The following is a 13,933-nucleotide window of genomic DNA, read 5'->3' as shown; positions in this document are numbered from 1 at the left end:
AGACCTATGTTGGAAAGTGATCGTTTAATTAGTGCTAATTCCTCAGCAGCTTCAGAGGAGGCATTTGACCGTGCCATTCGTCCTCTTAGTCTTGAGGAATATATAGGTCAAGATGTCGTTCGTTCGCAGATGCGTATTTTTATCGAGGCAGCAAAAAATCGAAATGATGCACTTGATCATGTGCTGATTTTTGGTCCTCCCGGCCTTGGTAAAACAACGCTTGCCAATATTATTGCTCATGAGATGGGCGTTAGTTTAAGACAAACGTCCGGTCCGGTATTAGAACGAGCGGGAGATATCGCTGCTATTTTAACCAATTTACAAGAAAACGATGTCTTATTTATTGATGAAATACATCGCTTAAGCCCTGTGATTGAAGAAATCCTTTATCCGGCCATGGAAGATTACAAACTCGATATCATGATTGGTGAAGGTCCTGCTGCTCGTTCCATCAAATTAGAACTACCTCCTTTCACTTTAATTGGAGCAACAACCCGCGCAGGTCTGTTGACTTCTCCTTTACGCGATCGATTTGGTATAGTACAGCGCTTAGAATTTTATTCTATCGATGCGTTAACTCACATCGTTTCTCGCTCGGCAAGATTGTTGGGCGTCACTACTGAGATTGAAGGCGCTCGTGAAATTGCTGGACGTTCTCGCGGTACACCAAGAATTGCCAATCGCTTATTGCGACGAGTTCGGGATTATGCCGAGGTCAAAGGCAAAGGAATCATTACTTTAGACATTGCTAATCAAGCACTCGAAATGCTGAATGTTGATCAAAATGGTTTTGATATGATGGATAGAAAATTGCTTCTTGCCGTCATCGAGCGTTTTGCAGGCGGTCCAGTGGGTATAGACAGTATTGCAGCAGCGATCGGCGAAGAGAGGGGGACTATTGAGGATGTTCTTGAGCCCTACCTCATTCAACAAGGTTTTTTAGTTAGAACACCGAGAGGTAGAATGGCCTCTGAATTAGCGTATCGACATTTTGGTTTAACACTCGCTGAAGAAAGGTAATTTAATGGACAGTATGGAAACACATCGGTTTGATATTAGAGTCTATGCAGAAAACACGGATATGATGGGAATTGTCTACCATTCGAACTACCTTTGCTTCTTTGAACGTGCAAGAACTGAAATGATCCGTAATTCTGGCTTGTCTTTAACCACCCTTGCGACGTATGATTGCCATTTTGCAATAAATGAGGTGCAGCTTCATTATTTTTATCCTGCTCGGTTGGATGATTTACTGCGAATAACAACGAAGATAAGCAAAAAGACACCATGCGCCGTTGTTTTTGAGCAAGCAATGCACGATGAAAATAATAAGTTAATTTGCGAAGCTGAAATCAAGGTAGTGTGCGTGAATAACGAAATGAAACCGAGACGTTTACCTGAGCATTTATTTTGAAGTTAGGGTTTAGCAACCCAGAGAAAATTAATCGTTGTTTGGAGGAATAGAGACGTGGCAAACCATGCAAGTGTACTAGGCTATTTTATGCAAGCCGGTCTGGTTGTTAAAACAGTAATGATGCTTTTACTTATTGCATCAGTCATCTCATGGACGCTTATTTTACAAAGAGCTTGGTATTTCAGTCGCAAAAAACAGCAATGTGAAGGATTCATAAAACGTTTTTGGGATTCTAGCGATTTGAGCAAGTTATATGCTGATATTGATAGTAATGTCGATGACAAACAGGGTTTAGCAGCTATTTTTCATGCCGGTTTTAAGGAGTATGTGCGCTCACGTAAGTTAGGACATATAGCCATTGAGCCCATTCAACGAGTTATGCAAATAAGTCATGCTAAAGAAGCTATGCAATTAGAACAGCATCTACCCTTTTTTGCATCCGTGGGATCCATTGCGCCCTATGTTGGGCTTTTTGGCACGGTTTGGGGAATTATGACTTCTTTCCAAGCGCTTGGCCAAGCACAGCAAGCGACTATTGCTATGGTAGCGCCAGGTATATCGGAAGCGTTGGTGGCAACTGCATTAGGATTATTTACGGCGATTCCAGCTGTCATTGCTTATAATCGGTATAGCACTCGTTCAACGAATTTGCTTGACCGGTACGACTTATTTCAGGATGAATTAGTTTCACTTATTGAGCAACAGACTACTGCGCCAATGAGAGGATAATCATGCTAAGAAAGAAGAGAACGGGTACTCGTCCAATTGCCGAGATCAATGTCGTCCCCTATATTGATGTGATGTTAGTACTGCTCGTGATTTTTATGATTACAGCACCTATGCTAACGCAGGGTGTTACTGTTGATTTACCCAAAGCAGCTAGTGAATCATTAAAAACAGCGGATCGAGAGCCTATTATTGTTTCAGTCAATCAGCAGGGCGATTTTTTTCTCAATATACATACTGATCCAGGCAGTCCAATCAGCCCGCAAGCTTTGAAAGTTCGGGTCGCTGCTGAGTTGGAATTAGCCCGCCAATCAAAACAAGCTCTCAATGTGCTGGTTAAAGGGGACCAAGGTGTTCCTTATGGTAAAGTGGTTACGGCCATGAGTTTATTAAAGCAAGCCGGGGCCGAGCAGGTGGGGTTGTTAACTGATTCCTCTGAGGTTATGCAGGAGAATCAAGGATGATTCTGGAGCAAAGTTATCGAAAAGCATTTATCGCGGCAGTTTTTTTTCATCTTTTTTTAGCGCTGGCTTTATTAGTGGATACAACGACTAATCAGCGTCCAGTAATGACGCCAGAAGCGAAGAATGAACCTAGCCAAGCTTTACCCATTGACCACGCTGCAAAGCCTAAAGAAGAAATTGTCAAAGCAGTCAGTGTTGATAATAAAGAAGTGATGGAAACCGTTCAACGGCTAAAGCAAGAGCGAGCTAATCAATTAAAAGCCGAGCAATCAAGACAACAAGCCTTAGCAAAGCAAGCTGAAATGGCAAGAAAAGCTCGAGTACAGGAGCAGCAGCGTCTAGCAAAATTAAAAGAAGAGGCTGACAAGTTAGCGATTGCTCGAAAGAAACAAATCGAGGAAGAAAAACGTCGGTTAAAAGAGTTAGCTGAACAGAAAGTTCAAGAAGCGAAGCGGCTTGAAGAATTGAAAGCCAAGCAGCAACAACTTAAAAAGCAACAGGAAGAAGCTGAAAAATTAGCTGTGCTAAAACAAAAGCAAGCTGAGGAAAAGCTAAAAGCCGATAAACTCAAAGAAGAAAAAGTAAAAGAAGAACTTGCACGTGCAGACAAAGCAAAAGCTGAGGCTGAGGTTGAGAAAAAACGTCAGGCTGCGGCGCTGCAACAACAAGCTGTTGCTGATGCAGCGAAAAAAGCACAGCTTGCAGGTGAGGTGGATAAATATAAGGCAATGATTGTGAATGCCATAAGTCGCCAATGGATTTTACCTGAGAATGTCGACAGTCGTTTATCAAGCCAATTTCGAATTCGTTTAGCACCAGATGGTGCAGTATTAGAAGTAAGTCTGATGCGCTCTAGTGGGGATGCAGTTTTAGATCGTTCCGCTCAAACGGCTATCTTTAAAGCATCTCCGTTGCCAGTGCCCAGTGATCCAGATACTTTTAATTTATTCCGGGATATTAGTCTAACCGTACGTCCAGAAAATGTTAGGGGGTAAACGTGTTGAAACGTTTAATTGCAGCAGTTTTATTATTTATTCCAATCATGTCATTTGCTGTCGATTTGGAATTGACTCAAGGGATTAATTCCGCCTTACCCATAGCGATTGAACCCTTTGGTTATGATGAAATAGGACAGCAGCTATCTGAAGTCGTCAACGCTGATTTCCGATTTTCGGGACAATTTAAAATCGTTCCTGCACCTCAAGGAAGGCCATTAGCTCTTAGCGTATGGCGCGAAGCAGGGGCAGACAGCGTTTTATCAGGTCAAGTGACTCGGACTGGCTATAATCGCTATGATGTGAACTATAAATTGCTCGATGCGGTGGCACAGGGCAAGGTTTTACTAACTAAAAACTACCAAATCAGCGCTAATGATGTTCGTGCGCTTGCCCATCATATTAGTGATGAAGTGTATCAAAAATTGACCGGAGAGCGCGGCATTTTTTCTACCCGCATTGCCTATATTCTTGTTCAAAAAAAGGGTAGTGATAAAGCAAAATATTTTCTCGAGGTCGCTGATGTAGATGGCCATAATCCACAAAGTTTACTCGTTTCCACTGAACCCATTATGTCGCCTGCTTGGTCGCCCGACGGTCGGGAAATTGCCTATGTATCTTTTGAAAAAAAGAAAGCCCAAATTTTTACAGTATCCGTTGAAACCGGTAAGCGCCGTTTATTAACTGATTTTACTGGAATTAATGGTGCGCCCGCTTGGTCAAATGATGGACGAAATCTCGCTGTAGTTTTATCGAAAGGGGGTTCTCCAAAAATTTATAGTGTCGATCTCAGCAGTGGTTATATGAAGCAACTCACTTTTGGTGAAGCAATCGATACTGAGCCGCGTTATTCACCAGACGGTAAGTCCATATTGTTTACTTCTGGCCGGGGGGGATCGCCACAGATTTATCGCTTATCTCTTGCTGATGGAAGCATTGCTCGCATGACTTATGATGGTAATTACAATGCACGGGCTTCCTATACGCCTGACCAAAGACATATTGTTATGCTGCATCGTGGTGAAGATAGAGCGTTTAATATTGCTATCCAAAATACCGATAACAATAGCCAATTAACGCAATTAACCTTTTCCCCTGCTGATGAATCACCTTCAGTAGCGCCTAATGGACGATTAGTTCTTTACGCTACACGAGCGAATGACAAGGGTGTGTTAGCCATTGTCTCAATCGATGGACGGACTAAAATGCGCCTACCCGCTAGAGATGGTGATATCCAAGAACCAGCTTGGTCACCTTATACAGGTTAATTTCAATGAGAAAACTGGGTTTCCTTTTTCTCATGGTCGTTATTCTTGAGAATGGTTACTGTTGGAATGCTTTGGGTCACCTATTGGTGGCTCAAATTGCTTACCACCATCTTACCGACCATGCTAAACAAGTTTATAACCGTTATAACCGTGCACTTGATAGCGTATATCGAAAGCAAAGTCTAGTAGACTCGGCTTCTTGGTTGGATAGTTTACGTTATCAAAATGAGCTGTGGTTGCGGAAAAAGCATTATATTGGTTTGCCTTTCTCATTAGATGGTACAAGGCTGCAGCCACCTAATAAAATTAATGCTATCTCAGCAATTGAAGAGGCAAAAAAGATTCTTCAAACTTCAAAAAAGGACTTTGATAGAGGTTTCAGTTTAAGAATTTTATTTCACGTTATCGGTGATATCCATCAACCCTTGCACACAGTCAACCAGTATAGTAACACTTATCCTCAAGGCGATAAGGGAGGAAATCTTTTCCGTTTAGGTAAAAATCCAATTGCGACCACTTTGCATGCGTATTGGGATAAGGGAGGAGGATATTTGCTTAAAAGAGGATTTTATTCAAAAAACCAGCTTGATAAGAAAGCGATCCATATCGAAAAATTGTGGCCTTGCAAGCTTGAAAAAATGCAGCTCGATCCTCAAGTTTGGGCAGAAGAATCTCATCAAATAGCAATTGATAAAGCCTACCAATTAAAGGCAAGACAAGAACCTGATAAGAAATATCAATCTATGGTAATGGGCCTCACTGAAGAAAGAATAGCATTGGCTGGCTGTCGATTAGCAGCTCTATTAAATCAAATAGACTCGTCTTCATTTTAAAATTGAAAAAATCTCGGTCTTTGTTAGATGCTCACGGTTTTTTCTCGAGAAGAGAAAATCAATTAACTGATGAGGTAGAAACCACTCAGGAAAAAAAGTATTCATAGTAATGGAATAGAACAGCACCCTATTGCTAGACTTGTGGGTATAGGGGCGAGAACTTAAGCAAATTGAGGCAATTTTCTAACTTCAAAAAATTAGATTTCTTAAGGTTTGCTTAAGCTTTCTACTGTATCTTTGAGTTCATTTATAGGCATTATAGAGTTTGAGGTTTAAGTGGGCAGAAAAAGACTTACAAGACCGGTAACTAATGAAAAGTTTAGTTCCTTAGATGAAAGTCCCCTTGGACAGCTCTTAAATCACCTAAACAATAAATTAACTGCTCTCATTGACAAAAACGAAAAAGGGAAAGAGCAGCCTACCGTAGCTAAATCCTATGCAACTCAAAAACTTAAAGATCTAAAAAATATACTTGAAAAAAGCAAAGCCCTTTTAAAGTATTACGACAAAGGCGGAGAACCTAGGGGAATTTATCTAATTCCATTTTTTAAGAAGGTAATCAGTTTTTACAGTAAGTTGGCTGATTCTCAAGAATTCGATACTGCTGCTTATGTCTTTTACAAACTAGTCCAAAAAAACTTGTCCAATGATGTTGAACATTGCCAAGAGAATATTAAACAGTTTAACTCATCGAATATCATTGCTTTTAAAGAAAAATTAAAAGCTGAGTTGAAGAAACCACATTACGAGAAAGCCAGTCAAATTCCTGGTTGTGATTTAAACCAATATTTCGACATTCTTGATAAAGTCATCGATGAGCTTGATCTAGTCAATACAAATAATGGTCTCTTTGATTCTAAAGCATTAGTGGAATTATTGACCCAAAAAATTCAGGCGTCGTTATTTCCAAGGTTTAACTACCAAGAACTTATTGTTAGTCATCCTTCAATGTACAATTTTATTATTGAAGTAATTGATTTGCTGGATCGGTTGCCTGCTGAGTTAAACGATACTGTCTCCTTTTTAAATCCCCAAGCGTTTACCATCGATATAAAAAATAGTAGCCTAGCTTCGTTACTACCCAGCAATCTTGATTTTCTAAAAGTTGTTGTTGAGCATGCTCCTAAACTTGTAGAAGAGCAAAGCAACTCGACGAATGAAGTTACCCATGATAGTACTGGCTTTTCTTATAAAGTCACTAACCAGGATGGTGAGATAGATAGCCTTTCTATAGAAGATATATTTGATCAGTCCATCCCCACGGTTATATCTACTTTGTTTGCTGCCTTAAACAGTTATTTGCATAATTATTCTGAAACAACTCATGTTAAAAGTGAAATTGCAAAAGCAGAGTGGCTGCAAAAATTTACTAGAATGGAAAAGAATAGTGCTAAACGATGTTTAAGCGAGGCAAAACAACTCGAAATGGATTTTGCGGAGTTTAAATGTTCTTTAGAGGCCGAAAGTCATTCTGACAAAAAAGTTGAATTACTTGATAAACAGATTAAAGGCTTAGCTCAGAGTATTGAGCAACTAGTTGACCTAGCAAATAGAAATAAAAACTATGAAAAGCAAGATGTTGCAACTTTATTTGGTTTATATCCGGAGCTAATTTCTAATTTACAGAAAGATCAAAGGGCTGGATTGGATACATCCTATATGGAGGATCAACTCCCTGAGGTCATTATTGCTAGAAACAGGTTGCTTCAATTTGCGGTCATACCTATTAAAGATGCTTTGATTTTTGGACCATCACAATATAGCGAGATAGAGCGGCTAATTAATTCTTTAAAAGAGAAAAGAAAAGAACTTGTGATGCAATGTGAGCAAGAAGCGAAAACCTGGGAAATTCAAGTAAGCGACTTTCATGTTCGTGAAAATGAGCGAATTGATAAGGAATTAATAAATTATATTAAAAAGACATCAGAATTATCTGAGAGTTTTGAGGACAATTTTGAAAATCTGAAAATCGATGCAAGATTTGAGTTCATTGCTAAACAGAAAAATTCGGTATCTCTGGATTTAGGGAGAGCACGTGAATATTTAAGTGCAGTACAGAAGCTAAAAAAAGAGATACTCAATAATACAGCACAGCTATCTAGGCTTTTATTAGAAATTGAGCCAAAAATCGCAGTACAGACCGCTGCCTGTTATCAATCAAGTAGGGAGCGAGCGGAGCAAGCTCTTGTTTTGCTGCAAAGAAAAATCACAACTCTAGAGTTACGACAAAAAGCGTTAGAGATTCAGTATAACAAAGCCAAATCAGCCCAAGAGCTGTCTGAGACCATGAAGTCCTCTGATCCGTCTCTTTTCATTGAACTAATCGAGAGTAAAATCGCAGGACAGGTATTGCAAATAGAAGAATTAAAAAAGAAGCGTGAACAACTTTTAATAAAGGAAAAACAAAAAGCAGATTTAATCAAAGGTAAAAATACTGAAGCTATAAGAACCCCTGAGGCACTAATCGCTTATCAAGACAAATTAAGGTTACAAAAAGATAGGTTTGCTACTCAACGCACAGAACTAATTGATGCGCTCAAATTTTGCACAAAAACTGGAGCAAATCCAGAGACAATTTTAAGTGATGAAAACTTATCGACTCATCTAGGTATTCAATCGGCTTTTGATTATATGGATAGCTTTATTAGGGAGTATAGACAGGAATCTAAAGAATCAAGAGACAAGACATTCGATCAAAATATGCTTCAAGCACTTGAAGCGGCTCAAGAGCAGATTACGAATACTAAAGGAAAGATTAATTTTAGTGCTCTGGATAAAAAAATCAAAGCTATCTTAAAGTCAAAAAGAGATAGGGGCTTTGATGTTTTATTAGATAACTTGCAAAGTCATTATCATACAAAAGAACGTTGGGCTAATTATCGGAACAAAGAAGCTAATGACATAGAAGTTATTGAAAATACAGATCTTCTTTTGACCTTTCTTACATCGCATATTGTAATTTACAAAATGCGAATAGCAGATAGGCCAAAATTGCTTGCTTTTCAAGACAATGAAAATGAGCTATCGCTATTATTGGCTTTAATAGACAGCATACGAGTTCTTAATCGAAATATAGAGGAATTAAGTAGGGAACATGAGCAAGATTGTGCCCGAAAAGAAAAGGTTTTTAACGATAAAGCTCAGTTATTAGAGGATGAAATTCGAGTATTAAATCCTGAAGTACGTGTCAGCGAAAAAGAATTAGAAGGTTTAACAAAAGAAATAAACATTCTTGATACAATTATTAAATTGCTAAAAGGCCATCAACTATTAAGCAAAGAAATTACTGAATTGGAAAATCAAGTTTCTAGTCTAGATGCGGAGGCACTTAATCTCAATCAAGCTAAATTAATGTCAGGATTTGATTTAGCAAACCTAAAATTGCAGCAGCTTGAAGATTTATTAAAGGCTGTAGATAACTTAACCGACAATACGGCCTACCAAGATAAAATTAATAACATTAAAAAACTGCTTGCTGATTCTAAACGAAAAATAGCTCAGATTATTATCGAAAACAGTTGTCGTAAGGGATTAAATGATTTACAAAATCAAGTGGCGCAGGGAAATGAAAAACTCAATGCAATTTCTCTCGCGCTAGATGTTAAGCCTGAGGATGAAAAACTAACCCAGGCAAATCAGTTGATTCGATTGAATAGTAAGTTCAACCAATCTACCGATTTAGTACAATTTGTTAGCGCCTATTTAACTAGAATTCCTTTGCTAGGCACTAACTTGAAAATGCTCGATAATAAAGAGCTAAAAATTGAAATCGAAGCTACAATCGAACACTTCAATCAATTGGACAAGATTTGCCGAAGTCAAAACTCGCAGTGTTTAGAAGAGATTCAATCTCTCCTTCAAGTGATACGATCCGAGCTTGAACAAAATAAAACGAAAGCAGATGTAAAATTTGATGAAAACAAAACTACTTACGAGCTTAATGTAATCCACCTAAATGAAGTGGATAACTATTTAACGAAGTTTCCTTCTTGCGAATTAAATCAATTAAAAAGCTCTTTGGATGAGTTGGGTTTTGGAAATGAAATAACTAATATTTTGGCTAGTTATGAAGATTTAAAACAGCAAATGCAAAACAAAAATCGCGTTAATTCTGACCTAGGGAAGCGTGTTAAAGCAAGAGTAGAATTTGCTACGCGATTTACGACAGAACTGACTGGTTATGTAATTAAACGTAAAAGCTTTAAAGATCGTTTATTCTCTCATGATGCACAAGCGCGCGAATCATTTATTGAAAGGATTAATCTTGCGCTAGATAGTTATACAAAATCGGGTGATAGCAACGCTATTTCTACTATTATACAGGAGAAAAAAGAATCATTTGGAGGATTTAAATTACGTTCAATTCTTAACTGTTTATTAGTTGAGCTTAATGAGTTCGATAGAACGATTCCCAGGGAATATCAAGCTGAATTAGACACCATAGCTGTTGTTAATCATGACTTAGCGCTCGACTACTTAGAAGATATTAATATTCCTGAATTGACTGAACGAATGAATAAGCTTTATCAGGAAATAAGCAAGCTACACCAATTTGGCGATACTATTTTAAAAGACTATGAAGAGCAGGGTAATGTTGCTAAGAATTTAGCAATCGCTCTGCAGACAAAAGCAGATCGATTTATTATTGATAATAAAGATGAATTTAATAAACCTGAGCTTCCATTAGAAAACAGACAGTTTTTCTTAGATTTTTACGCAGATTTTAGATGTCATATTCATTCAAAAGACAATGTAATGAGCCAGCACACTTCATGGCTTCCTTTGATTGCAAACTTAGGTCTAGCTGCACTTGCAATTCTTAGCTTGGGGATAGCTATTCCTGTCAAACGAGCAGTGACTGAATTGATGGTTGGAAAATCAGTCTTTTTCTGTAGAACTGATGGCCTTGAACATGTAGATAACATCGAGCAGGTTATTTCTAAAAATAGGGCTGCATCAGCAGCCTAGCAAATATCTTGCGAATTTCCCGCTTTATTCTAAAGACAATCCCCGCGGCTTTGACCGCGGGCGAGAGAGATCACCTTAGCCTGTGATGGCCAAGGCCTGCCTACATTTGCAACGACTCCATAACTGCACCTAAGAATCGTGTCGCTTCGCCACCTGTTACAGCGCGATGATCAAAACTTAAGGATAAGGGTAACATGCGATGGACTTCAACCTTATCTTTGCTAACCACTGCAGCCTGATATAAACGACCCACTGCAAGGATTGCAACCATTGGAGGAACGATAATGGGACTTGCAAAACGGCCTGCAAATTTACCGAAATTGGATAAGCTAATTGTTGCGCCTTTTAATTTTTCAGGAGATATAACACGTTCTTTTACCTCCTGTTTATAATTGTTAATCATAGTTCGTAATTGCTCATCAGTGCATTTCGCTGCATTATGAATGACAGGGACAAACAATCCTTCAGCGTTATCCATTGCGATGCCTAAATTGACTTCATCAAAGCATTTTCTTGCACTGTGTGTCGTATCAAACCAAGCATTAAGTGCGGGTTCTATTTTACAAGCATGAACGATAGCACGGATTAAGCGGACTGTAATGTCAGTACCTGCTTGCCAACCTTCTATATCTGCTTCGTCGAAAATACTAACTGGCACAATTTCATGATGAGATTGCACCATACTATGGAGCATTGCACGCCGAACCCCACGTAACGGCTCATACCCTTCAGGTAACTCTGTTTTTTTATTTGCGGCAGCTTGCACATCGTCGCGAGTAATGAGGCCATGCTCACCACTGCCTTGAATTAAATTAAGTTCAACTCCCAATTTCTTTGCTAGCAAACGCACGGCTGGGGTTGTTTTAATGCGTTTTGAATCGGCACGACTTGAGCCAATGATGAAATTATCGGGGCTGATGTCAGTGCTTTCTTCGAGGTTGCCAACGACGGTTCCTTTATCGACTCTAGTTGTTTCAGCCGCTTCAAAGCCTACCAATGGTTCACCAGTTTTTATCACATCCCCAGGATTACCAAAAAGTTTGGTAATTTTTCCATTTTGCGGGCAGGGTACATCAACTACTGCTTTAGCTGTTTCCATGGATACTAGGGGCTGATCTAGAGTTACTAGGTCGCCTTCTTTAACAAACCATTCATGAATTTCTGCATCGGGCAACCCTTCGCCCAAATCAGGTAGATTGAAAATATTCATTATTACTCCATTATGCTCATGACACTGTCTTTTATTCGGGAAACACTCGGTATGTAGTGTTTTTCTAACTGAAAATAGGGCATGACTACGTCATAACCGGTCACGCGTTGTACCGGAGCTAATAAATCAGCGAGAGCATATTCCATGATTTGTGCCGAAATTTCAGCACCAACACCGCCTGTTTTTGCTCCTTCATGCACAATGACGCAACGTCCAGTTTTTTCAACAGAGGCTAATATTGTTTCGATGTCTAAAGGCTTAATTGTCGCAACATCTATAACTTCACACGAGATTCCTTCATCAGCAAGTTGCTTTGCCGCTTGCATGGTTTCATGCATGCTAGCTCCCCAGCTAATTAAGGTCACATCATCACCTTCCTGTAGAGTAAAACATTTGCCAAGAGGGAGTGCCTTCCCATTGTCTTCAACGGGTTGTTTGACTAAACGGTAGATACGTTTCGGCTCAAGGAAAATGACCGGATCAGGATTTCTTATTGCAGCGAGGAGTAATCCATAAGCTCTTTTGGGTGAAGAAGGAATAACTACCTGTAAACCGGGGATGTGTGCAAATAAGGCTTCAGTGCTTTCTGAATGATGCTCTGGTGCTCTAATCCCACCACCAAAAGGCGCGCGGAATACAATAGGACAATTTAAACGGCCACGAGTACGGTTTCTCATTCTTGCAGCATGGGCAATAATCTGATTCATGGCAGGGTAGATGAAGCCCATAAATTGAAATTCTGCGACGGGTTTTAAGCCTTGCACCGACATCCCCACCGCTAGACCGCCAATCATTGATTCCGCAAGAGGGGAATCAAAAACACGACGCTCACCAAAACGGTCCTGCAAACCTACTGTTGCGCGAAACACACCTCCGTTTTTACCGACATCTTCACCGAAAACAACCACATTTTCATCATTAGCCAATTCGTAAGCTAGAGCTTGGGTTACTGCTTCAACTAAGGTTATATCAGGCATGAGTCGCTTCCTCCATGGCGATAGCGCGTTGCTCGATTAAATAAGAGGGTAGTTCAGCGTAGTGATAATCAAAAATACTGCTAATCGGCTGTTTTTCTTGACTGAGATATTCATCTACCGCTTGTTGCACCATCTCGTGGCTATCCTTCATTAATTGATCTTCTTGCGCTTTGTCCCAGATTTTTTGTTGTTCTAAAAAATGTTTAAATCGACTAATTGGTTCTTTCAATTGGGCTTCTTCGACTTCACTGGGTGGTTGATAACGCGTTGCATCATCGGCAGTGGTATGATCGCAAAGTCGATAGGTTAACGCCTCAACCAGTGTAGGACCTTCACCGCGACGTGCTTTTTCGATGGCTTCACCGATAACTTTTCGGCAAACCAAAACATCATTTCCATCAATTTGAATGCCAGAAAAACCAGCTGCAATCGCTTTCTGTGCAACCGTTTGGGTCGCTGTTTGTTTGGAAAGATGAACAGAAATAGCCCATTGGTTATTATTTACCACAAAAACCACGGGTAAGTTCCAAATGCCAGCAACATTCATTGCTTCATAAAAATCTCCCTCAGAAGTTCCGCCTTCACCGAGACAGACTACTGCAACACGGGGTTCATTACGATATTTAAAAGCAAAAGCAACACCAGCAGCATGCAGACATTGAGAGGCGATAGGCACAGAAATGGGCAGGTCTTCAGCATTGTTTTCAAATCGACTGCCACGCTCATCACCACCCCAGTAGCTAAGGATCTCAGACATTTTCACACCACGCTGAAATTGAGCCGCATAATCACGATAATAGGGAACAAGTACATCTCCAAGTCGCATAGCGTGGCCAATCGCTGTAGAGATGGCTTCTTGACCGTTAATTGGCGCGTAAGTGCCCATTTTACCAGTTCTTTGTAGTGCAATTGCTTTTTTATCGAACACTCTAGTGCGCACCATGACGCGATAGAGTTCCTTCAACATTACTCCATCATTAGCGAAATCAGGTAAAGCGTCACAAATCTCACCCTTTTCATTAAGCACTTGGCTAAAGGGTATTTCAAATCGGGCGACTATAGCCACGGTCAGTCTCCT

Annotated in this window: 11 protein-coding genes; 8 read left to right on the top strand and 3 right to left on the bottom strand. The window is 39.8% G+C overall.

Annotation, left to right across the window (positions count from 1 at the left end; all coding sequences use genetic code 11):
• The first annotated feature begins 6 nt into the window (after nt 1-6).
• The 8 genes from ruvB to Ldro_RS00320 all read left to right on the top strand — a co-directional run bounded on the left by ruvB (nt 7) and on the right by Ldro_RS00320 (nt 10,668).
• The gene (gene ruvB, locus Ldro_RS00355; RefSeq protein ID WP_058494437.1) at nt 7-1,020 is read left to right on the top strand and encodes a Holliday junction branch migration DNA helicase RuvB; all 1,014 of its coding nucleotides are present in this window, start codon (nt 7-9) and stop codon (nt 1,018-1,020) included.
• Nucleotides 1,021-1,024: 4 nt separating this feature from the next.
• A complete protein-coding gene (locus Ldro_RS00350) occupies nt 1,025-1,414 on the top strand; it encodes a YbgC/FadM family acyl-CoA thioesterase (protein WP_058494436.1) in 390 nt (129 codons plus the stop codon).
• Between the two features lie 54 nt (nt 1,415-1,468).
• On the top strand, nt 1,469-2,143 hold the full coding sequence (gene tolQ / locus Ldro_RS00345; protein ID WP_058494435.1) for a protein TolQ: 675 nt from the start codon (nt 1,469-1,471) through the stop codon (nt 2,141-2,143).
• Nucleotides 2,144-2,145: 2 nt separating this feature from the next.
• Nucleotides 2,146-2,604 carry a protein TolR gene (gene tolR / locus Ldro_RS00340; RefSeq protein ID WP_058494434.1) on the top strand — a complete coding sequence of 153 codons (459 nt, stop codon included), beginning with the start codon at nt 2,146-2,148 and terminating at the stop codon, nt 2,602-2,604.
• Nucleotides 2,601-3,599 carry a cell envelope integrity protein TolA gene (gene tolA / locus Ldro_RS00335; protein ID WP_058494433.1) on the top strand — a complete coding sequence of 333 codons (999 nt, stop codon included), beginning with the start codon at nt 2,601-2,603 and terminating at the stop codon, nt 3,597-3,599. The genes tolR and tolA overlap by 4 nt, the downstream gene beginning before the upstream one ends.
• Before the next feature lie 2 nt (nt 3,600-3,601).
• Nucleotides 3,602-4,867: a Tol-Pal system beta propeller repeat protein TolB gene (gene tolB, locus Ldro_RS00330; protein ID WP_058494432.1), complete on the top strand. Its 1,266-nt coding sequence runs from the start codon at nt 3,602-3,604 to the stop codon at nt 4,865-4,867.
• Between the two features lie 5 nt (nt 4,868-4,872).
• A complete protein-coding gene (locus Ldro_RS00325; RefSeq protein ID WP_058494431.1) occupies nt 4,873-5,700 on the top strand; it encodes a S1/P1 nuclease in 828 nt (275 codons plus the stop codon).
• A 276-nt stretch (nt 5,701-5,976) separates the two neighbouring features.
• A complete protein-coding gene (locus tag Ldro_RS00320) occupies nt 5,977-10,668 on the top strand; it encodes a coiled-coil domain-containing protein (protein WP_058494430.1) in 4,692 nt (1,563 codons plus the stop codon).
• A gap of 100 nt (nt 10,669-10,768) precedes the next feature.
• On the opposite strand, the gene Ldro_RS00315 is transcribed toward Ldro_RS00320, so the two are convergent.
• The 3 genes from Ldro_RS00315 to pdhA are packed head-to-tail and all read right to left on the bottom strand — an operon-like array spanning nt 10,769 to nt 13,921.
• Entirely contained in the window at nt 10,769-11,878 is a 1,110-nt protein-coding gene (locus tag Ldro_RS00315) for a dihydrolipoamide acetyltransferase family protein (protein ID WP_058494429.1), read from the bottom strand.
• Nucleotides 11,879-11,880: 2 nt separating this feature from the next.
• The gene (locus Ldro_RS00310; protein WP_058494428.1) at nt 11,881-12,855 is read right to left on the bottom strand and encodes an alpha-ketoacid dehydrogenase subunit beta; all 975 of its coding nucleotides are present in this window, start codon (nt 12,853-12,855) and stop codon (nt 11,881-11,883) included.
• Complete coding sequence (gene pdhA, locus Ldro_RS00305) at nt 12,848-13,921, bottom strand: pyruvate dehydrogenase (acetyl-transferring) E1 component subunit alpha (protein ID WP_058494427.1); 1,074 nt, start codon at nt 13,919-13,921, stop codon at nt 12,848-12,850. Before pdhA ends, Ldro_RS00310 begins: the two co-directional genes overlap by 8 nt.
• Between the last annotated feature and the right edge of the window lie 12 nt (nt 13,922-13,933).

This window comes from Legionella drozanskii LLAP-1, from assembly GCF_001467585.1.
GTDB lineage: Bacteria > Pseudomonadota > Gammaproteobacteria > Legionellales > Legionellaceae > Tatlockia > Tatlockia drozanskii.
This window is presented reverse-complemented; position numbering and strand designations above follow the sequence as displayed.